The organism is Polynucleobacter sp. HIN9 (genome assembly GCF_030297635.1).
In the GTDB taxonomy this organism is placed as follows: domain Bacteria; phylum Pseudomonadota; class Gammaproteobacteria; order Burkholderiales; family Burkholderiaceae; genus Polynucleobacter.
In genome coordinates this window covers 1,480,143-1,501,864 of record NZ_AP028140.1, presented here as the reverse complement: position 1 = coordinate 1,501,864, position 21,722 = coordinate 1,480,143, and the positions used below count along the sequence as shown (strand labels likewise).

Genomic DNA, 21,722 nt, shown 5'->3' with positions numbered 1-21,722 from the left:
TGATTGGGCTAGTAGCGATTAAGATAAGGTATGGTTTCCAATCAAGACGCCCTTTCTTTTCTGGAGAAAAACTCCGTCTATGCAAATCGCTGGCTAAGTGCCCACGCGGATTGGCGCGCTTGGCTAGAGGAGCGCATACATACGCCGGTCGACACCGCCCAAATCGATCAGCTGCTCCTACCAATCAGCCAGGCTCTCGATCGTCAGGAGTTAGATGAGGCAGCACTGATGAGTGAGCTGCGGCTGGTTCGTCAACAGTTAATGCTTTGGATTGGTTGTCGAGACCTTAATGGCCTGGCCCCTTTATTAGAGGTGACCCAGGCGCTTAGCTACTTTGCGGAGCAAGTACTTGGGCTAGTCGTGCGTTATCTTCGTACGGATCTCCAAGAGCGCTTTGGTCTACCTTGGGCTCGGACTGAAGACTACGAACTGCCACTCATAATTGTGGGGATGGGTAAATTGGGTGGTCGCGAACTCAATCTTTCCTCGGATATTGATCTGATCTTCTTATACGAGGAAGAAGGCGAGACCCAACACGGGGCAAGTTCGATTTCAAACCACGAATGGTTTACGAAGCTGGGCCGGCGTCTCATCAAAATGATTTCTGAGCATGATGCCCATGGATTTGTATTCCGGGTGGATATGCGCTTGCGACCTAATGGGGATTCTGGGCCCTTAGTTTGTAGTCTAGAAATGCTCGAGGAGTATTTGTTTGTACAAGGGCGTGAATGGGAGCGTTACGCTTGGATTAAGGGCCGCATGATTTATCCGCCCATATCGCATCCCGATTATGTTCGATGTGAAAAGGGGCTTGAGCAGATTATTCGGCCATTTGTTTATCGTCGCCATTTGGATTACGGTGTGATTGCAGCGATTCGGGAGTTGCATGCACAAATTCAGCGAGAGGCAGATAAGCGGAGTAATCAACGCAGCGGGCGATCGCGTGACATTAAGTTAGGCCGCGGTGGAATCCGTGAAATTGAGTTTCTAGCCCAGATGTTTCAGTTAATGCGGGGTGGCACCGATCCGCGCTTGCGAATTCGTCCAACGCTTGAGGTCTTAGATCAACTGCAAGAGGGTGGACTGATGAGCGCAGTAGAAATTGAAGCGCTCAAATCTGCTTATGTATTTCTGAGACGTTTAGAGCATCGCATCCAGATTTGGGAAGACCAGCAGACACATTATTTGCCTGAGCAGGATGATGCGAGAGCGCAGTTGGCACAAGCCATGGCTGGACCGAATCAAGAAGGGCGTCTCGAGGAGTTTATGCAAACACTCACCGAGCATCAAAATCAGGTAGCACGTTATTTTGAAAAGGCCTTTGCCTTAGACGAAAGTAATCGTTTGCAAATTGATGCAAACGACGCAAGCTGGCAACCCAATGCTGATTTATTCCCCAAGGCCAATGAGCGGTGGAGCGCCTGGCAGGAGGGCTCCCGTGCCAAATCACTGCCCGAGAAAAGTCGACTCACGATACGAAGTTTATTAAAAAAAGCTGCGAACGATATCGAGGCCGACCATCCAGACGATGCAGATCAAACCCTCTTGCGTTTTTTTGATCTCTTAGAGGCCATTTGTCGTCGTAGCGCTTATCTATCCATTCTGGCTGAGAACTCTAATGCCTTGCAAAAAGTATTGATGCTCCTCAATGCCTCGCAATGGGCTGCTCAATATTTAGCAAGGCATCCTCATTTATTGGACGATCTGTTATCGGCCAATGCGCAATCTGAGTTGATTCATGATCCTGAGAGCTATTGGTGCAAAGTAAAGGCAAATCTTGATCTGCGTTTGGATGACGCCCTTGCGGATGGGGCGAGCCCAGATCATGCCATGGATATCCTGCGGGTAACGCATCACACTGAAACTTTTTTGATTCTCCTAGCTGATCTAGGAATAGGTGCTCCAGAGGGTTTAAGCACTGAGCGGGTGAGTGATCGCTTATCTGCGCTGGCTGATTTGGTATTGCAGGCAACCTATGAGCGCGTTTGGCCATCGGTTGCAGAGAAGTTTGGTCTCAATCCGCAACATCAGCCACCATTTGCAGTGATTGCCTATGGCAAATTGGGTGGCAAAGAGTTGGGCTATGCCTCAGATCTCGATCTCGTGTTTTTATATGACGCATCACCAACCGACTATGCGGCTCAGGAGATTTACTCGGTGCTGGGTAAGCGCATGATTAATTGGTTGACGACTTTAACTGCTGCCGGCACTCTATTTGAAATCGATACTCGCCTGCGTCCCAATGGAGCCGCAGGATTTTTGGTAACTAATCTAGATTCCTTTCGACGCTATCAATTGCGCGAGGGGGATAATGCCGCCTGGGTTTGGGAGCATCAAGCCATTTCTCGGGCGCGGTTTGCTGCGGGCGATCCAAAGGTGGGAGCCCAGTTTGAAGAGATACGCAAGGAAGTTCTCGCCCACGAGCGAAATCATTCTGATCTCAAACATGAAATTATTGAGATGCGCCATAAGGTTCATGCTGGCCATCCAAATTTATCCAATGATTTTGATTTAAAGCATGATCCTGGTGGCATGGTCGATATTGAATTCATCGTTCAGTATTTAGTTTTGGCCTACGCTCGCCAATACCCTGATTTATTGGGTAACTTAGGCAATATTGCACTTTTAGGAATTGCCGCAAATCATCAGTTGATCTCTGAGATGGATGCGCTTGAAATTGGGAATGCCTATCGCATGTTTCGAGCCCAACAGCATCGATTACGTCTGGACGGAGCAGAAAAAATTCGGGTATCTATCCATGAGCACCCTGATTTTGCGAAAGCAAAAGCATGCGTGACGAAACTATGGGACGAAGTCTTTGGTGCTCCCTCACAACCTGTTTAGTTGACTCTAGGCCTGGTTTAGCAGTTCTCTCGCGTGTCGCCGCGTGGTGTCAGTAATGGTTGTGCCACCTAGCATCCGAGCAATTTCTTCAATGCGTTCTTGTCGGCCTAAACTCTTTACATCGGAATGGGTTTTGCCATCCAATGCTTGTTTACTAACTTTGAAATGATGATCGCCTTGGGCGGCCACTTGGGCTAGATGAGTGACACAAAGGATTTGATGGGACCGACCCAGTTGCTTCAAAAGTTCGCCAACCGTTTGAGCCACTGCTCCACCAATGCCAGAATCCACCTCATCAAAGATGAGGGTTGGAGTAAAGCTCGCCTTGCTGGTAATGACGCTAATGGCTAAGCTAATGCGCGCCAACTCTCCCCCCGAAGCAACCTTGGCCAAAGGCTTTGGTGTGCTGCCGCTGTGCGCGGCGATCAGAAATTCAATTTGATCGATTCCATGACGACTGGCTTCGCTTGGACTAACAAGAACTTGCAGCTGACCGCCTGCCATTGCGAGGTGCTGCATTGCATCGCTGACGGCTTGGCCGAGCTCTGCGGCTGCCTGATGACGACGCTTTGATAATTCTTGAGCACGTTTTAGAAATTCAGACTCTTGAGCCTTAAATTGTTGACGCAAAGCCTCGATATCTTGTGCTGCCGTGAACGCTGCGAATTTTTCCTGAGAGCTAATCCAGAGTTCTGGCAATTGCTCGGGATTGACTTTGTATTTGCGGGCCGCAGTATGGAGAACCTGCATCCGGGCTTCGAGCTCTGCGAGGCGATCTGGATCCAAATCCATTTTTTGTCGGTATCGATTTAATCCATGAATCGCCTCGTCAATCTGAATTTGAGCATTACGAAGACTTTCGTTGATCTCATTCAAATTAGGATCATGCTTCACTAAATCATCGATCGCATGCTGTACTCGATGCAGTTGTGATTCAATCGAATGCTCAGAATCGCTCAGACTATCAATCGCAAGCTCAATCCCTTGAATAATCTTGGCGGCATTGGCTAGACGTGCATGTGCAGTTTGGATTTCTCCCCACTCGTGTGCTTGTGGTGCAATTTCATTGAGCTCATCGAGCTGCCACTGAAGACGCTCTTGCTCACGCTGCAAATCAGCGCCAGCTGCTTCGGCTTGCTGTAATTGCTTGGCAGTGGCATTCATGGATTGATATGCTTGCGCCACAATTGCTGCTTGGTCTTGAAGATTGGCGTGTCGATCGAGCAGCTCGCGTTGTGCACCGGTCTTGAGAAGGAGTTGGTGGGCGTGTTGCCCATGAATATCCACCAGACGATCACCCAGTTCGCGTAATTGATTTAATGAGGCCGCGCCACCATTGATGTAGGCTTTGCTACGACCCGAATGATCCATGCTGCGTTTAATCACAATCCGATGGTCGTCTTCAAGCGGGAAGTCCGCTTCACGCAGCCATGCGGCAATTTCCTCCTGTAGGCTCTCTTCGACCTGAAAAATAGCAGCGATCTCGGCGCGTTGGCAGCCCTCGCGGATTTGACTGGTATCGGCACGCTCGCCCAGGGCGAGGGCGAGAGCATCAAGCAAAATCGATTTACCCGCACCAGTCTCACCAGTTAAAACACTAAAACCTGAGCCAAAATCAAGTTCGAGGTGATCCACAATCACAAAATCACGCAATGCCAATGATTGAAGCATGTTGATTTGCCCAGATTAAAACGTGGAAGGATACTCGTTCCAGTGCAACTTTTCTCTTAGGGTCTGGTAGTCACTGTGCCCCAGTGGGTGTAGGAGGGAGATGGATTTGTTCGAGCGCTTTACCTCAACCCGATCACCGATTTGTAATTTGGTTAATGATTGCATATCAAAGTTCACAATCACTTCTCGGCCACCGGCAACTTCGATCGTAATTTGCGATTCTTGGGCCAATACGATAGGTCGATTAGAGAGGGCATGGGGGGCAATTGGCACCAGCACAATCCCTGGCACGCGGGGATGCAAAATTGGACCGCCTGCTGAGAGCGCGTATGCGGTTGAGCCAGTTGGAGTAGACACAATCAGGCCATCGGAGCGCTGGTTGTACATAAAAGAGCCGTTGACATGCACCTTGAGTTCCACCATCCCTGAGAGTCCTGAACGATTCACGACCACATCGTTTAAGGCTAAGCCACGATGAATCTCTTGATTGTTGCGCCATACACTAGCCTCTAGAAGGGATCGTTCATCGATTTCATAATGACCATCAATCATGGGCGGTAGAACCGTTTTGGCGTCTTCAAAGGGGATGTCGGTCATATAACCCAAACGCCCCATATTGATTCCCAAAAGCGGTACCCCCGTCCCAGCGATCTGGCGACCAATGCCGAGCATGGTGCCATCACCCCCCAAAATAACCGCCAAATCAGTGGATTTCTGGAAATCCTGGAGTTGAATAACCTGCAAATTAGCCTCAGGCAAATGGGTCGCCGTGGACGCCTCAATGCTGAGCTCACAGCCATGATTTCTGAGGATTTGGGCTAATTCAAGTAAATGCTGGCCAATACCATCTGCTTGGTGCTTACCCACAAGGGTTACGCGCCTAAACTTCTTCTGCAGGGGTTTGCTTGATGGGCTTAACATATGACGATTAAACCATAGGCATAAAATTACTCCAATCATGGATGATCGTTCAAAAGTTCTGCTCAAAACCTTAATCGAGAGATATATCGAGGAAGGCCAGCCAGTGGGCTCGCGGACCCTTTCACGCTTTTCAGGATTAGATCTCTCTGCGGCGACGATTCGGAACGTCATGGCCGATCTTGAGGATCTTGGTTTGGTGACCAGTCCTCATACTTCAGCAGGACGCATTCCAACCCCGCGTGGTTACCGTTTGTTTGTCGACACGATGTTGACCATTCGACCCCTAGAGGAGGTGGCTTCTAAACAGGCTGAGCAATCACTATATCCCGATGCTCCCCAAAAGGTGATCAGTTCTGCTGCTCAGCTCTTATCGAATCTGACGCATTTTGCTGGCGTGGTCATGACCCCGAAGCGCTCCCAAGTCTTTAAACACATTGAGTTTCTGCGCCTTGGTGAAGGCAAGATTTTGTTAATTCTGGTGACTCCCGAGGGGGATGTGCAAAATCGTATTTTGCCAACCAACCAAGATTACAGCCCTGCACAACTTACTGAGGCGAGTAATTTTATTAATGCGCATTTCTCAGGAAAGAGTTTTTCAGAGGTTCGCAGTCGCTTGCGCGCAGAGTTAGATCATTTGCGGAGTGACATTGCTGGATTAATGGCACTCGCCCTCGAAAATGGTGTGAGTGATACGGGATTAAATCACCCGGATATGGTGATCTCGGGAGAGCGCCACCTGCTCGATGTGGGTGAGTTGAGCTCCAATCTGAGTAAATTACGCAAAATGTTCGATATGCTGGAGCAAAAATCCTTGCTCATGCAATTGTTGGACGTATCCAGTCATGCCGATGGCATCCAGATCTTTATTGGTGGAGAAAGTGAGCTGTTGCCCTATGAGGATTTGGCGGTGATCAGCGCTCCCTATAGCGTGGATGGGCAAGTGGTGGGAACACTCGGCGTGATCGGGCCTACTCGAATGGCGTATGATCGCGTGATTCCGATTGTGGATATCACCTCAAAGCTACTGAGCGGCGCCTTGAGCTCTCCTTGATGATTGGATCACTGTTGAAAACAAACCCTCATTTAAGAACCTCGCGGACTGGCATTTTATTGATTAATCTGGGCACCCCAGAGGCGCCCACGCGCGCGGCGGTGAAAATCTACTTAAAGCAATTTTTGTCGGATCCTCGGGTTGTTGAAATTCCGCGCATCATCTGGTGGTTCATTTTGCATGGCATTATTTTGCCGATTCGCAGCGGCGCCTCAGCGAAGAAATATGCTTCGATCTGGTTAAAAGAAGGCTCTCCTTTGCTAGTCTATTCGCAAGCACAGGCTGAAGGTTTGCGGGATCGCTTTGCGGGCGAGGATTCCAATGTGATCGTGGACCTGGCGATGCGGTACGGCAAACCATCTATTTCCGAAGTCCTCAAACGTTTTCAAGAAGCAAATGTTGAGCGTTTATTGGTATTGCCTTTGTACCCTCAATATTCAGCGACCACGAGCGCCTCAAGTTTTGATGAAGTGTTCTCGGTCCTTAAAACATGGCGCAATCAACCCGAACTTCGAATTGTGAAGCACTATCATGATCATGGCGCTTACATTGAGTCTCTCCGTCAACAGATTGAAGCCTACTGGGCGCAACATGGCCGACCCGATTTTTCAATGGGCGCCAAACTTATCATGTCGTTTCATGGCTTGCCCAAACGAAATTTGATGCAAGGCGATCCCTATCATTGCGAATGTTTGAAATCAGGCCGCTTGTTAGGAGAGGCACTGGGTTTGGAGCCGGCCAATTATCACGTCACCTTCCAGTCTCGCTTTGGTCGTGCGGAATGGTTAAAGCCTTACACTGCCTTGACGATTGAGGAGCTTGGGAAGGCAGGCTGCCCGCAAATGGATATCGTTTGTCCTGGTTTCCCAGCAGACTGTCTAGAGACCTTGGAAGAAATTGCTATGGAGGGTCAGGAGATTTTTCATGAGCATGGTGGCAAAGAGTATCGTTATATCCCATGCTTGAATGACGATACTAATTTTATTTCAGCTTTGCACGCAATTGCTTTAGAGCATATGCATGGTTGGTCAACAGAGCTTGAGTCCCCTGCAGTTTTGGAGCTTCGCAATCAGCGTGCCCAGGCAGCAGAGGTCGCGATTAAAGCTGGATAAGCAGTCCCCTTGAAATGGGTGATCACTGACCCCATATAAAATGTAGAAAACAAGGTGGAACGACTATGAGTGATCAAAAATCTGAGCAGCAAGCAGCTGATAACACAACATCCGAAGTGAATGAACAGCCTCCCCTGAGTATCGAGGAGGAGCTAGCAGAGCTCAAGACAAAGCTTGCTGAAATGCAAGATAACTTCTTACGTGCCAAGGCTGAAGGTGAAAATATTCGTCGTCGCGCTGCCGAAGATATTGCAAAGGCCCACAAATTCGCCATTGAAAATTTTGCGGAGCACTTGATTCCAGTGAGCGATAGCTTATATGCCGCTTTAGCCACTGAGGCTGGCGATGCAAAAGCGTTTAAGGAAGGCCTCGAGATCACCCTAAAGCAACTCATTGCTGCCTTCGAAAAAGGCCGTTTGGTTGAGATTAACCCTGAGCCTGGGGCTAAATTTGATCCCCACCAGCATCAGGCAATCTCCATGGTCCCATCGGATCAAGAGCCCAACACGGTGGTCTCAGTCTTGCAAAGGGGCTTTTTGATCGCCGATCGGGTTTTAAGACCCGCTCTAGTGACTGTTAGCCAAGCAAAATAAGTTTGGGCCAATTATTTCAAGGACTTAGACCCCTTGAAATATGTAAAGTTGCCCCCATCTAGTCATTATTCGAAACAACGCCTCACCATCATTTGGAGCCATTATGGGAAAAATTATTGGAATTGACCTAGGAACAACCAACTCCTGCGTCGCAGTTATTGAGAACAACGCCCCGAAAGTCATTGAAAACGCTGAGGGTGCTAGAACCACTCCTTCCATCATTGCGTATATGGAAGACGGAGAGGTATTGGTTGGTGCGCCTGCTAAGCGGCAATCAGTCACCAATCCAAAAAATACAATCTACGCGGTTAAGCGTTTAATCGGTCGCAAATTTACCGACGCAGAGGTACAAAAAGATATTGGCTTAATGCCTTACAGCATCATCGCTGCAGACAATGGCGATGCTTGGGTATCGGTGCGCGATAAGAAAATTGCCCCTCAGCAAGTATCGGCTGAAGTTTTGCGCAAAATGAAAAAGACTGCCGAAGATTATTTGGGCGAAGAGGTCACCGAGGCGGTGATCACGGTACCTGCTTACTTTAATGATAGTCAACGTCAAGCTACGAAAGATGCTGGTCGGATTGCCGGTCTGGAAGTCAAGCGCATCATTAATGAGCCTACTGCTGCTGCTTTAGCATTTGGATTGGACAAGCAAGACAAGGCTGATCGCAAGATTGCTGTTTATGACCTGGGCGGTGGCACCTTCGACGTCTCCATTATTGAAATCGCGAATGTGGATGGAGAAAAACAGTTTGAAGTGTTATCTACTAACGGTGACACTTTCTTAGGCGGTGAAGACTTTGACCAACGCATCATTGATTGGATCATTGCCGAGTTCAAGAAAGAACAGGGTGTTGATTTGAGCAAAGATGTCTTAGCTTTGCAGCGCTTAAAAGATGCTGCTGAGAAAGCGAAGATCGAGTTGTCTTCCTCCCAGCAAACCGAAATCAACCTGCCTTATGTAACGGCCGATGCAAGCGGTCCTAAGCATTTGAACTTGAAGTTGACCCGCTCTAAATTGGAGTCTCTGGTTGAAGAGTTAATTACTCGTACCATGGGCCCATGCCAAGTGGCGATGAAGGACGCAGGGGTTTCTGCAGCAGACATTGATGATGTCATCTTAGTCGGCGGCCAAACTCGTATGCCGAAGGTGCAAGAGCAAGTCAAAGCTATCTTTGGTAAGGAACCGCGTAAAGACGTGAACCCCGATGAGGCGGTCGCGGTTGGTGCTGCGATCCAAGGATCAGTATTGGCTGGTGATCGTAAGGATGTCTTGTTGCTTGATGTCACACCGTTATCTTTAGGTATTGAGACCTTGGGTGGCGTGATGACCAAGATGATCCCCAAAAATACGACTATTCCGACCAAGCATGCTCAAGTGTTTTCAACGGCTGAAGACAATCAGCCAGCGGTTACCATCAAGTGCTTCCAAGGTGAGCGCGAGATGGCCAGTGCGAATAAATTGCTTGGCGAGTTTAATTTGGAAGGTATTCCGCCATCACCCCGTGGCTTGCCACAAATTGAAGTGACCTTTGATATCGATGCCAACGGAATCTTGCACGTCACTGCTAAAGACAAAGCATCTGGCAAAGAGAATAAGATCACCATCAAGGCAAACTCAGGTCTTTCTGAGGATGAGATTCAGCGGATGGTGAAAGACGCCGAAGCCAATGCTGAGGAAGATCGTAAATTGCTTGAGCTGGTCACCGTCCGAAATACGGCTGATGCCTTAGCGCACTCGACAAAGAAAGCGCTCGATGAGCATGGCGCAAGTCTTGATGCCTCTGAAAAGAGTGCGATTGAAGCGGCATTGAAAGAGTTAGAAGAAGCCATCAAGGGAAGTGATAAAGCAGCGATTGAGTCTAAAACGGAAGCATTGGCAAAGGCCAGTCAGAAGCTTGGCGAGAAAGCCTATGCTGCCGAGCAAGCAAAGGCTAACCCTGGCGCTGCTAATCCAGCAGGTGAGGCGAAAGCCAATAATGATGCTGAAGTGGTCGACGCTGACTTCAAGGAAGTGGATGACAAGAAGTAATTCTTAAAAAAGAATGATGCAAATTGGTGAGTCGGCCTTGTGCCGACTTCGCCTTTTTGGCCAAGAATAAGGAATGGGTTGTGGCAACTGGTAAACGTGATTTTTATGAAGTGCTAGGGGTTGGTAAAAATGCCAGCGATGAGGAGCTTAAAAAGGCTTATCGCAAATTAGCCATGAAATACCATCCTGATCGCAACCCTGATAATCCATCTGCCGAGGCAAAGTTCAAAGAGGCCAAGGAAGCCTACGAGACACTGGCAGACCCCCAAAAGCGCAATGCATACGATCAGTACGGCCATGCTGGCGTTGACCCAAGTATGGGTGGATTTGGGGGCGCTGCAGGTGGTTTTGCTGATGCCTTTGGCGATATCTTTGGTGATATCTTTGGTCAAGGAAGAAGTTCTGGCCCTCAGGTTTATAAGGGTGCCGACCTGCGCTATAACATGGAGATTACTCTCGAGCAAGCCGCTGAGGGTTACACCACGCAAATTCGAGTGCCTAGCTGGAGTAATTGCAAAACCTGTAGCGGTTCTGGTGCAGAGCCGGGCTCAAAGATTGAAGAATGCCCAACTTGTGATGGCCGCGGCCAAGTCCGGATTGCTCAAGGCTTTTTCTCAATGCAACAAACCTGCCCTAAGTGTCGTGGCACGGGCCAATACATACCGAAGCCCTGTAAGACCTGTCATGGCAGCGGCAAGATCAAAGAGCAAAAGACTCTCGAAATTAAGATCCCAGCCGGCATTGATGATGGTATGCGGGTGCGCTCCGTCGGTAATGGTGAGCCGGGTATTAACGGCGGACCTTCGGGCGATCTCTACGTCGAAGTGCATGTCAAAGAGCACCCTGTATTTGAGCGCGATGGCAGCGATTTGCATATTCAAATGCCTGTTTCATTTGCGACCGCCACCTTGGGTGGTGATATTGAAGTTCCTACGCTTGGCGGCAGAGTTGAGCTAACGATTCCCGAGGGAACCCAAACCGGCAAAACCTTCCGTTTGCGCGGCAAAGGAATTAAGCAGCTGCGTTCTTCCCAATTGGGCGATTTGTATGTGCATGTCCTGCTTGAGACCCCGGTGAAGTTATCCGAGGAACAAAAAGCATTGCTCTCTCAATTTGATGAGTCACTTCGAAGCGGTGGTAAAAAACACAGTCCTCAACAAGAGGGTTGGTTTGATCGCATGAAGAGTTTTTTTAATTAAGAGGCAAAGCAGTGCTCAGGTCCAGGAAATTTTCCGGACTTGACTTCACGAACATAGGCTTTAATTGCTGCCTCAATCGAGCTACTACCAGCCATAAAGTCTTTCACAAACTTCGGCGCTTTGCCAGGGCTAATTCCGAGTAGATCTGGCAGTACTAAAACTTGTCCGGAGCAATTTGGCCCTGCTCCAATCCCAATCGTCGGAATATGAAGTGATTGAGTAATTTTTTCTCCGAGCGCTGATGGGATTGCCTCTAAGACAAGCATTTGAGCGCCTGCGGCTTGGCAGGCGTGCGCTTGTTCAAACATCAGAGCGCTGGCATCTTTTGACTTGCCTTGGACTTTATAACCACCAAGCAAGTGAACAGACTGAGGCAAAAGCCCCAAGTGAGCACAAACCGGAACACTGCGCTCGACTAAAAATTGAATGATATCGACCTGCCAACTTCCACCTTCAAGCTTGACCATGTCTGCCCCTGCGCGCATCAGCTCAGCGGCTGATTCCAGTGCTTGCACTGGATCTCCATAACTCGCAAATGGTAGATCGGCAATTAAGAATGCATGGTGATTAGCCCGGGCAACGCATTGCGTGTGATAGGCCATTTCCTCAACGGTAACCGGGGTAGTGCTGCTATGACCTTGGATTACATTACCAAGCGAGTCTCCAATCAAAATCACTTCAATTCCACAGCGATTGAGAAGGGCGCTCATGGTGGAATCGTATGCGGTTAGAACCGCAATTTTTTCGCCATCGGCATGCATGGCCAATAACTTCGTGATCGTGATTGGCTTATCGCCTTGTAAATAACTCATAAGCCGATTTTAAGCCTAATGCAACTGTTGGTCGCAATCGCAGTGTTTGCAAGTGATGCGGGTGATGCGTTGGTGCGCAATATTCGGCAAAAGATTTTTTAAGGGGCCGTGGTTGGGTAAGAAAAAATCGGGGGAGATTTCAAGTAAAGGAAGAATCACAAATGAGCGTTCGGCAATGCGTGGATGCGGAATGGTGAGCTCAGAATGGTTTTGCTCAATACCTTCATAAAACAAAATATCAAGATCAAGGGTGCGGGGTGCATTGGCATAAGGACGTTCGCGACCAAACTGATGCTCGATTGATTGGCAAACATACAAAAGTCCATAGGGATTGAGTTCAGTATCAATCTCAACAACCGCATTGATGTAGTCACCACCTACAGCATTGACAGGCGCGCTTTGATAAAAGCAGCTTTTGTTCACGATCTGGATTTGAATATGCTGAGCCAGGCAGACAATCGCATCGGTGATGCTCTGCCGAGCATCGCCAATATTTCCACCAAATCCAATAAAGGCCTGCGCCATGAGTTCCCTACTAAGAATATGCGCTTACTTTACTGAAAATCAATTAAGTTTGCTTGGCGTCATTTGGCCCAGAATCGGCATGGGCATCAGGGTTTTGTTTTGGCTTTTTTGGCCTACGGCGCCTGTTTCTATTTGGGTTTGATGGGGTTTTGCCAGAAGCCAAATCCTCTAGCTTGGCACTTGCCAGCAAGGCTTCACGTTCGGGTAAATCCGCATGATAAAAGTCTGTCCACCATTGCCCAAGACCGGGTTTGCAATACCCTGTTTGGCCGCGTAGGAGCATGAAGTCGTAGCCAGCCCGAAAGCGCGGAACCTCCAGCAGTCGCTCGGGGTAGCGCCCCACTCGCTTTTCAAAACGCGGTTGCATGGTCCAGATATCCCGCATATCACCCTCATGGCGACGCTGAATGGTGATGCCGGTATGTGAGGGGGCAACAACGGCATCAATTGCAGCATGGAGTGCTGCAACGGGTGGCATCCCAGTATTTCGGAGTACTTGCCACTCCTTCTCTAGATCGGGCCAAAGTAGGGCTGCAAACAGAAAGCCCGGGGAAACCGATTTGCCCATTTGAATCCGTTCATCGGTATTGCGCAGCGCCTGTTCAATAAATTGGGCGGCTTGCGCATCTTCGAGTGCACGATCCATAAATGGTAGAAGCCCATGATGCAAGTTGGCGTGACGCAATGCCTGGATTCCGGCCCAAGCATGACCTGACATGAGTAACTTCAAAATCTCATCGAATAGGCGAGCGTTTGGAACGTCATGGATTAATTGGCCAAGCTCATGAATCGGTGCAAGGGTCTTGGACTCAATCTGAAAACCTGTCTTAGCGGCAAAGCGAATCGCTCGCAACATACGCACTGGATCTTCACGGTAACGTTTTGCTGGGTTGCCGATCATGCGAATCGTTTTAGAGCGGATATCCTCCATGCCACCGTGATAATCGAGCACTGTTTCTGAGCTAGGGTCGTAATACATTGCATTGATCGTAAAGTCACGGCGGGCAGCATCTTCGGCATGAGTACCCCAAACGTTATCACGCAGAATACGACCACTCTCGGCAATATGCTCACCCACACTTTCTAGTACTGCCCGAAAGGTAGAGACCTCGATAATTTCAGGGCGCTCTTTACCAAAATAAGTGACATGGACAATCTGAAAGCGACGACCAATCAAGCGTGAGCGCCTAAATAATTTTTGTACTTGCTCGGGGGTGGCATTGGTTGCTACATCGAAATCTTTAGGCGCGATCCCCAAAACCAGATCGCGAACTGCCCCACCCACGATATAGGCCTTATAGCCCGCTTGTTGCAGGGTATGAGTGACCTTGACTGCATTTTTTGAAAGTAAGGCAGGATCGATCCGATGGGTTTTCTTTGAAACCTTATGAGCTACTAGGGTGGCCCCAGATTGATCTGACTTTGGGCGAGGGCCTCGACGCAATAAGCGATCGATGAATTTAGTGATCATGAGGATGAGCTAGGATCAATTTAATGAAATAGTTCTAAGATCGGCCAATTTCGCTTCTCGGCCTCTGCGCGCAAGCGCACATCTGGATTGGTGGCTACTGGATTGGTTACTCTTTCCAATAGTGGCAAATCATTCATGGAGTCGGAGTAAAAGAAGCTTTGCTCGATGGATTCCAAGCGTAATCCCAAACCGGCTAACCAATCATTAACTCGAGTAATTTTTCCTTCTTTAAAGCTCGGAACCCCCACAATACCGCCTGTGAAATTTGCCCCTGGTTGATTATTCTCCGTGGCCGGTTCAGTAGCAACTAGATGTTCAATTCCAAAGGCGTTCACAATCGGGCGAGTGACAAAACTATTGGTAGCGGTCACCACACAACACAAATCCCCCGCATCTAAATGTTGTTGGACAAGCCTCATCGCTTGTGGATGAAGACGTCCATCGATCTTCTCTTGCATAAATGCACGATGCCAGCCCTCTAATTGCGTACGCGGGTTGTCAGCCAAGGGTTTTAGCGCAAAACGTAAGAATGCATCAATATCAAGCTTACCTATTTTGTAATCGGCGTAAAACTGATCGTTGGCTTTGGCATATTGCTCCCCATCAACAACGCCTAAGCGCACCAGAAATTGTCCCCATTCGTAATCGCTGTCAAACGGTAAGAGGGTGTGATCTAAATCAAACAGAGCTATGCGAGTCATGGGGTGTGTCCAGAAATTTGTAAGAGTTCACGAACCAAGGGTAGGGTAATCGCGCGCTTGGTCTCCAAAGAATAGGCATCGAGCGCATCGAGTAATGCCATCAAACTTGGCATATCTCGATAGAAATGATGAATCAACCAAGGCAAAACTTCGTTAGATAAGATCAAACCCCGCTCTTTTGCAGCGCGAGATAGCGCCTCGATCTTCTCTGAATCAGACAGCGGATGAACTTCAAAGATCAGCCCCCAGCCAAGACGGGTACGCAAGTCTTCTCGTAATGTCAATTGTGCAGGGGGCACATGCCCAGATAGATACACAAACGAGTGTGGTGAGGCATGTACTAAATTGAGTAAGCGAAAAAGGCTGGCTTGTTGATGCGTATCCAGCTGATCCACATCATCAACGGTCATGATGATCGGTGCAGTGCTTACCGCTGCAGAGAGTTTGTGCTCGGCATCGACCCAGGTACTCGGATCGTTGGGTAGCAGGCGAATCGATCCCATCCCAAGCGTTTGCGCTTGGTTTGCGATAGCGCTAAGAAGATGAGAGCATCCGGCGCCAGCGCTTCCCCACCAATAAAACCAGCGTCCCTCAATCGAGTGGGAAGCGGTCTTGGCAGGGGAATTCCAACGAGCGATGGACTGGTTGAGTGCGTCAAGCAGTGCCTCATTGCCATTCGGTAAAAAATTGTGCAATGAGGGTTTAGGGGCTTGATTGATATCGAGCGCAAATTGACGGGGCAGTGCGGATGAGGCCATTACTTTTGATACCAGGTACTTTGGGCGTATTGCGACCATGCAAAGCGGATCAATACCAAAACAACCGCGCTAGCTGGTAGGGCAAGTAACACTCCAAAAAATCCAAATAATTTAGCGAAGATTAGTAAAGCAAATAAAACCGCCACTGGGTGAAGCCCAATTCGTTCGCCTACTAAACGGGGGGTTAGGAAAAATCCTTCGAGCACTTGGCCAATCCCAAATACGACCAGCACAATCACGAGTTCAGGTCCAAGCCCAAATTGCAAAATGACCGATAGGATCGCCAGAATCAGACCCAGCGCAATTCCAATATAAGGAATCACAATCACCAAGGCGGTAAATACGCCTAGACCGAGTGCTCCATGCATACCTGTCAAACTCAATCCGGCGCTATAGAAAACCGCCATGATCAAAATCACGAGCATTTGCCCCCGCAGGTATTGCGATAGCAATAAGTCGGTTTCTAGTGCCAGCCTGAGCGCAGTGTCTTGATAGCGAATTGGAAGCAGTTGCTTGAGTAATTCAAAGAAGTGTTTCCAATCAATCAGCAGATAAAAAAGAACGAAGAGAATCAAGACAATATTGACGAGGCCGCCAAGTACGGAGCTACCAGAGGCTAAGATGGTTTCAAAACTCGTACTTAATATTTGGTTGGCGTTTGCAGAAAAATGAGCAGTCAATTTTTGCGTAATCGCATCTCGCAAAGCGAGCCAATCGATCTCAATATTCAGGCTGAGTAATTTAGGCCCCAGCCACGTTTGCAGACTTTGAAGCCAAATGGGTAGCTGAGCCTTAATGAGAGGAATTTCATAGCGCAGTAGATTAATCAGCAGTAACAGGATGATGAGAAAAACACCAAGCCCAAAAAGCATGCCGATGCTGCTGGCAAGGGTTTTACCAAGTCCTAGATTTTGAAGACGCAGAACCAAGGGCCTCAGAATGTAAGCCAAAATAAATGCAAATAGAAAAGGGGTAAAAATTTCAGCCATGGGCCTTCATACTCTAGAATTCAGAGATTCTAACGATGTAAATGACTGATCTGCAGGATTTACCCTTTTTTGAAGACCCATTTATGACTAATCCATCAAAAAGCCCAGGCTTGTCTTACCGTGACGCGGGTGTCGACATTGACGCTGGGGACGCTCTAGTTGATCGTATTAAGCCACTGGCAAAAAAGACTATGCGCGATGGTGTTTTGGCGGGAATTGGAGGATTTGGGGCTTTATTTGAGGTACCCAAACGCTACAAAGAACCCATTTTGGTATCCGGTACCGATGGGGTTGGCACCAAATTAAAGCTCGCTTTTGAGTGGAATGCCCATGAGACGATTGGCCAGGATTTAGTGGCGATGAGCGTGAATGACATTTTGGTCCAAGGCGCCGAATCTCTTTTCTTTCTCGATTACTTTGCATGCGGTAAGTTATCAGTGGATACAGCGGCCACCGTAATCGCCGGAATTGCCAAGGGGTGTGAGTTGGCTGGCTGCGCCTTAATTGGGGGTGAAACTGCTGAGATGCCAGGCATGTATCCGCTGGGTGAATACGATTTGGCAGGCTTTGCGGTTGGCGTGGTTGAGAAATCGAAAATTATTGATGGCTCCAGTATTCGGCCGGGTGACGCAATTATTGGAATTGCATCTAGTGGTGCGCATTCAAATGGCTATTCCTTAATTCGGAAGATTATTGAGCGAGCTGGCGCAAAACCCAGTGAGACCATTGAGGGTAAGACCTTGCAAGAATTAGTTATGGCACCCACTCAAATCTACGTTAAGCAACTTTTAAATGTGATGTCGCAACATCCCTTGAAGGGATTGGCGCATATTACGGGTGGCGGTTTAGTGGATAACATCCCACGGGTGTTACCAGAGAATACCCAAGCAGTGCTGCGTCGTGATTCATGGAGCCTGCCACCGCTGTTTCGTTGGTTGCAAATGAAAGGCGGCGTTGCTGATGCGGAGATGGTGCGTGTCTTCAATTGCGGCATTGGGATGGTGGTTGTCGTTGAACAGCAAGAAGCAAAAGCTGTGATTGCTAGTATTGAACAGCAAGGCCTAAATGCTTGGTTGTTAGGTGATATTGCTCAGCGTCCAGAGGGAGCGCCACAAACGATTCTTATTTAAAGGATCTTTGGAGGGTGACCATCGCCATTGATTTTGCGGCTTGAAGTTCTGCTGGGTTCAATGGGTCAAACGTATGCCGCTGCATCGCTCTTAGCCAAGTCATCTGACGTTTACTGAGCTGTCGTGTGGCAGCGTATGCTTTTTGTTTCATCGTCGAGTAATCTACCTTGCCCTCTAAGTATTCCCACACCTGGCGATAGCCCACCGAGCGAATCGCCGGCAAATTAGTATGCAAGTCGCCGCGCTCAAATAAAGAGCGCACCTCGTCCATGAAATTATTTTCAAGCATTTGATCAAAACGTTCTTCAAGACGTGTATGCAGAGATTGACGGTTACTCGGTTCTAAAGAAATCACTTCAACGGCATGCTCGGAGAGCTCTGAATCACGCCCAGTAGCGCTTGGTGACTCTTCAAACAACTGAGATATGGGTTGGCCCGTTAATGCATAGACCTCGAGCGCTCGCTGAATTCGTTGGCTATCGTTAGGCTGTAGTCGACTTGCAGTAACTGGGTCAATTTGAGCAAGTTTGGCATGCATACCAGGCCAACCCAACACGGCAGCTTCATCATCGAGTTGCTTGCGGGTTTGTGGATCAGCAGGGGGTAATTTGGAGAACCCATAGACCCAGGCTCGCCAGTACAGCATGGTTCCCCCCACAATGAGTGGAATATGTCCCCGCGCCTGAATCTCTTCAATTAATTGTTTTGCATCGCTAGCAAAATGAGCCGCTGAATAACTCTCGCTCGGATCACGAATATCAATCAGATGATGCGTAACCTCAGCTTGTTCAGCAGCAGTGGGCTTTGCTGTCCCGATATCCATCCCACGATAAACTAGGGCGGAGTCCATGCTGATGATCTCGATATTCAGATGCTGTTGGCGGCATTGCCTGGCTAACTCAAGCGCTAAATTGCTTTTGCCGACCCCGGTAGGGCCCACAATCGATAAAACCTTGGCCGACATCCGCTCTGTTGAAATTAATGTTGACGCACTTGATGCTCAAGCGTGGCAATATGCTCCCGGATTTCATCGGCATCTGAAGCGTTAGGAACTTCGGTGAGGTATTGCTGCATATCGTCGATGGCAGGGCGCAGATACTCCAATTGCGCATAGATTAGGCCGCGATCCCGAATCTCTTCCACGGCATCAGGCAAGAGGATCACAAGTCGCTGTTGAACCCCCAACAAGCGCTCCCAACGCTCATGTTCGGTATAAATGAGTTTGAGGTTGCGCAAGAAACGCGAGATGATCTCGCGGCAGCTGGAGACTCGCAAAAATACGTTCAGTGGGAGTTGTAACTCGCCAACATAACCCTTTGCCTCCAAATACGGATCGAGCATCTCTTGAAGTTCGTGCTTCGATAGGGATGCACCAGTCAGCGGATCCATAATGATCTCGCCTTGGGGTAAGGAAACGCGCAGCATAAAGTGATTGGGAAAGGACACCCCACGGATTTTTAATCCAATCTGATTGCCAAGCTCCATCATTAAGATCGCCAATGAAATTGGAATGCCCCGACGACTTTGTAAAACATGATGCAGATAAGAGTTCTCGGGGGCATAAAAATCATTGGGATTGGGCCCAAATCCAAGTTCGGTATAAAAGAAATGTTTGAGCTGTTGGAGTCGCTGCACCGCAGAAGCATCGGCGGAGATTCGTTTTTTGAGTCGATCGCCTAGCTGATCAATCTCATCGAGGGTATGTTGGACATCTAAATCAGGAAATGCATGTTGGGCTACTGCAATGCATGCCTCCGTGAGGGGAAAATGCTCGTCCTCAGCAACCAAGGTGGCAAAGTAGTCAAGTTGTTGAGTTGGCATATTTCCTATTTTGCATGACGCAGAAAATTTTGCCAGCGTAAACCGACGATCCACAGGCTGGCAAAGTAAATGATTGCTGCTGCACCCAACCAAAGACCAAGAAGACCAATGCGAATCAAGGGGTTGACTTGTAAAGCGAGCCAATCGTGTGCCTGTGCACCATAAAAAAGCACCATGCTCAGTGGCAATAGTCCAACAAGCAGTTGACCGAAATATTTGAACCAGCCAACCGCGCTTGGAAGGGCCCCACGTCGACGTAGCCCTAGCCACAACAGGGCTGCGTTTAAACACGCCCCAAGACCAACGGATAGAGCAAGGCCAGCATGGGCAAACAGTGGCACGAGCCCGATATTGGCGAGCTGTGTAAAGACTAAGACCACCAATGCAATTTTGACGGGGGTACGGATATCCTGACGTGAGTAAAACCCTGGGGCTAAGATCTTGACCAAAATGAGACCAATCAGACCTACACCATAGGCAGCCAGTGCTTGCCGGGTCATTTCCACATCCATGGCATTAAATTGCCCGTAGTGGTACAAAACCGCTGAGATTGGGGTACCAAACAGAAATAAGGCGATCGCGCAGGGCGCTGCCAGTAAAAAGGTGAGGCGCAATCCCCAAATCAACAACTCTCCAGCCTGCGCAGTATCTTGAGCGGCATTTGCTTTGCTAAGGCTTGGTAATAAAACAGTTCCAAGTGCAACCCCCAGCAGAGCGGTCGGAAACTCCATTAGGCGATCCGCATACGAGAGCCAAGAGACGCTACCGGTTTGCAAATGCGAGGCAATATTGGTATTGATGATGAGGGAAATTTGCGCAACGGAGACTGCAAATACAGCCGGTACCATGAGTTTTAGGACACGGCGGGCATCTGGATTTTGCCAGGCGGATTTGATTTTTCTGGGGAGCAGGCCAATGCGAGGCAATAATCCGAGTCGCATCAAGGCCGGAATCTGAATCGCCAGCTGCAAGACACCACCGATTATGACCCCGATGCTTAAGGCGTAAATCGGTTGCTCTAAGGTTGGCGCAATAAAAAGGGCGCCACCGATTAAGGAAAGATTGAGGAGTACAGGGGTGAAGGCGGGCACCGCAAAGCGCCCAAAGGTATTGAGGATGCCCGCTGACAAGGAAACCATGGAAATAAGGCCAATGTAGGGAAACATGACCCGTGTCATAAAGACGGTGGTCTCAAAGGCAGCCCCATCCTTGAGGCCCGCTGCAATAATAAAAACCAGGATTGGTGCCGCGACGACCCCAATCATGACTGTGAGACTGAGGGCCCAAAACAGAATAGTGGCAATCGCGTCGATGAGCGCTCGGGTCTGATCTTTTTCTCCCCGATTGGAGATTTCACCCAGGATTGGTACAAAAGCCTGGGAGAAAGCCCCCTCTGCGAAGAGCCGACGCAATAGATTGGGGAGTCTGAAGGCCACATTAAAGGCATCGGTCCACTCCGAAGCGCCAAAGCTTCTAGCGATCAAGGTTTCCCGAACCAATCCCGTAATGCGGGAAACCATGGTCAGGGAGCTTACCTTCGCTGCGGCGGAGAGGAGGTTCATGACCTGATTTTCCCTGATTTGGGGGAGGGGGTGGGCATTTTGGGGTCTTTAAGGTAGAATGTCAGGTTTTCGAGATTGAATATTTGATCTCATGTAACGCAGATGAATTTTGCCCCATTTTCTTTAAGGGACTGATTTCATTCTAATTATTTGTTTAGATAGGTTAATTGAATGGCTAATACCGCACAAGCTCGCAAGCGCGCTCGTCAATCCGTGAAGCTCAATGCTCACAATTCTAGTTTGCGTTCCAAACTTCGCACGTCCATTAAGGCAGTTCGCAAAGCAATTGAAGCTGGCGATAAAGATGCTGCAAAGAAAGTATTTGTCGCTGCGCAATCGACCATCGATAAGATTACCGATAAAAAGATTGCCCATAAAAATACTGCTGCTCGCCAGAAGTCCCGACTATCTGCTGCGATTAAAGCAATGGCCTAATTTTTAGGCCTGTTGCGGGCCTAAGGAAGTACTGATTTTCTGACCCGCTCTCCTGTTGAGCGGGTTTTTGTTTAGTGGAGCGTTCTTTTGCAAAA

General features: G+C 48.8%; 19 protein-coding genes. 8 read left to right on the top strand and 11 right to left on the bottom strand.

Translation table 11 applies throughout. The features are described 5' to 3' along the window. The first annotated feature begins 30 nt into the window (after positions 1 to 30). Positions 31 to 2,844 (top strand): bifunctional [glutamate--ammonia ligase]-adenylyl-L-tyrosine phosphorylase/[glutamate--ammonia-ligase] adenylyltransferase, encoded by a 2,814-nt coding sequence (gene glnE, locus QUE62_RS07515; RefSeq protein ID WP_286261329.1) that lies wholly within the window; start codon positions 31 to 33, stop codon positions 2,842 to 2,844. Between the two features lie 6 nt (positions 2,845 to 2,850). On the opposite strand, the gene recN is transcribed toward glnE, so the two are convergent. Then, complete coding sequence (gene recN / locus QUE62_RS07510) at positions 2,851 to 4,515, bottom strand: DNA repair protein RecN (RefSeq protein ID WP_286261327.1); 1,665 nt, start codon at positions 4,513 to 4,515, stop codon at positions 2,851 to 2,853. Positions 4,516 to 4,530: 15 nt separating this feature from the next. Then, complete coding sequence (locus tag QUE62_RS07505) at positions 4,531 to 5,436, bottom strand: NAD kinase (RefSeq protein WP_286224761.1); 906 nt, start codon at positions 5,434 to 5,436, stop codon at positions 4,531 to 4,533. A 34-nt stretch (positions 5,437 to 5,470) separates the two neighbouring features. Here QUE62_RS07505 and hrcA point away from each other — a divergent pair, with 34 nt between their 5' ends. From hrcA to dnaJ, 5 genes are all read left to right on the top strand, one after another. Further along, entirely contained in the window at positions 5,471 to 6,487 is a 1,017-nt protein-coding gene (hrcA, locus tag QUE62_RS07500; protein WP_286224760.1) for a heat-inducible transcriptional repressor HrcA, read from the top strand. Further along, a complete protein-coding gene (hemH, locus tag QUE62_RS07495) occupies positions 6,487 to 7,599 on the top strand; it encodes a ferrochelatase (RefSeq protein ID WP_458574824.1) in 1,113 nt (370 codons plus the stop codon). Before hrcA ends, hemH begins: the two co-directional genes overlap by 1 nt. 65 nt (positions 7,600 to 7,664) lie before the next feature. After that, positions 7,665 to 8,192 (top strand): nucleotide exchange factor GrpE, encoded by a 528-nt coding sequence (grpE, locus tag QUE62_RS07490; RefSeq protein WP_286223445.1) that lies wholly within the window; start codon positions 7,665 to 7,667, stop codon positions 8,190 to 8,192. A gap of 103 nt (positions 8,193 to 8,295) precedes the next feature. Beyond that, on the top strand, positions 8,296 to 10,224 hold the full coding sequence (dnaK, locus tag QUE62_RS07485; RefSeq protein WP_286223444.1) for a molecular chaperone DnaK: 1,929 nt from the start codon (positions 8,296 to 8,298) through the stop codon (positions 10,222 to 10,224). 80 nt (positions 10,225 to 10,304) lie between these two features. Beyond that, positions 10,305 to 11,423, top strand: a complete 1,119-nt coding sequence (dnaJ, locus tag QUE62_RS07480) for a molecular chaperone DnaJ (RefSeq protein WP_286261325.1) — start codon at positions 10,305 to 10,307, stop codon at positions 11,421 to 11,423. Here the strand turns inward: dnaJ and panB are convergent. Genes panB through QUE62_RS07450 form a run of 6 tightly spaced genes read right to left on the bottom strand, consistent with a single transcriptional unit; the run spans position 11,420 to position 16,679 of the window. Then, on the bottom strand, positions 11,420 to 12,235 hold the full coding sequence (gene panB / locus QUE62_RS07475; RefSeq protein WP_286223442.1) for a 3-methyl-2-oxobutanoate hydroxymethyltransferase: 816 nt from the start codon (positions 12,233 to 12,235) through the stop codon (positions 11,420 to 11,422). The two genes, dnaJ and panB, sit on opposite strands and share 4 nt — an antisense overlap. A gap of 15 nt (positions 12,236 to 12,250) precedes the next feature. After that, complete coding sequence (folK, locus tag QUE62_RS07470; RefSeq protein ID WP_286261324.1) at positions 12,251 to 12,760, bottom strand: 2-amino-4-hydroxy-6-hydroxymethyldihydropteridine diphosphokinase; 510 nt, start codon at positions 12,758 to 12,760, stop codon at positions 12,251 to 12,253. A 43-nt stretch (positions 12,761 to 12,803) separates the two neighbouring features. Beyond that, a complete protein-coding gene (gene pcnB / locus QUE62_RS07465) occupies positions 12,804 to 14,231 on the bottom strand; it encodes a polynucleotide adenylyltransferase PcnB (protein ID WP_286261323.1) in 1,428 nt (475 codons plus the stop codon). A gap of 20 nt (positions 14,232 to 14,251) precedes the next feature. Then, entirely contained in the window at positions 14,252 to 14,932 is a 681-nt protein-coding gene (locus QUE62_RS07460; protein WP_286223439.1) for a histidinol-phosphatase, read from the bottom strand. Beyond that, positions 14,929 to 15,690 (bottom strand): DnaA regulatory inactivator Hda, encoded by a 762-nt coding sequence (hda, locus tag QUE62_RS07455; protein WP_286261322.1) that lies wholly within the window; start codon positions 15,688 to 15,690, stop codon positions 14,929 to 14,931. The genes QUE62_RS07460 and hda overlap by 4 nt, the downstream gene beginning before the upstream one ends. Further along, complete coding sequence (locus QUE62_RS07450) at positions 15,690 to 16,679, bottom strand: AI-2E family transporter (RefSeq protein WP_286223437.1); 990 nt, start codon at positions 16,677 to 16,679, stop codon at positions 15,690 to 15,692. Before QUE62_RS07450 ends, hda begins: the two co-directional genes overlap by 1 nt. 83 nt (positions 16,680 to 16,762) lie before the next feature. On the opposite strand from QUE62_RS07450, the gene purM reads away from it, so the two are divergent. Further along, positions 16,763 to 17,809: a phosphoribosylformylglycinamidine cyclo-ligase gene (gene purM, locus QUE62_RS07445; RefSeq protein WP_286261321.1), complete on the top strand. Its 1,047-nt coding sequence runs from the start codon at positions 16,763 to 16,765 to the stop codon at positions 17,807 to 17,809. Here purM and miaA read toward each other — a convergent pair. The 3 genes from miaA to murJ are packed head-to-tail and all read right to left on the bottom strand — an operon-like array spanning position 17,802 to position 21,192. Then, positions 17,802 to 18,773, bottom strand: a complete 972-nt coding sequence (gene miaA, locus QUE62_RS07440) for a tRNA (adenosine(37)-N6)-dimethylallyltransferase MiaA (protein ID WP_286226572.1) — start codon at positions 18,771 to 18,773, stop codon at positions 17,802 to 17,804. The genes purM and miaA overlap by 8 nt on opposite strands. 14 nt (positions 18,774 to 18,787) lie before the next feature. Next, positions 18,788 to 19,630 (bottom strand): SirB1 family protein, encoded by an 843-nt coding sequence (locus QUE62_RS07435; protein WP_286223434.1) that lies wholly within the window; start codon positions 19,628 to 19,630, stop codon positions 18,788 to 18,790. A gap of 5 nt (positions 19,631 to 19,635) precedes the next feature. Beyond that, positions 19,636 to 21,192 carry a murein biosynthesis integral membrane protein MurJ gene (murJ, locus tag QUE62_RS07430; protein ID WP_286261320.1) on the bottom strand — a complete coding sequence of 519 codons (1,557 nt, stop codon included), beginning with the start codon at positions 21,190 to 21,192 and terminating at the stop codon, positions 19,636 to 19,638. A gap of 171 nt (positions 21,193 to 21,363) precedes the next feature. Between murJ and rpsT the strand changes: the two genes are divergently transcribed. Continuing rightward, positions 21,364 to 21,627: a 30S ribosomal protein S20 gene (gene rpsT / locus QUE62_RS07425; protein WP_286223432.1), complete on the top strand. Its 264-nt coding sequence runs from the start codon at positions 21,364 to 21,366 to the stop codon at positions 21,625 to 21,627. Positions 21,628 to 21,722: the final 95 nt, after the last annotated feature.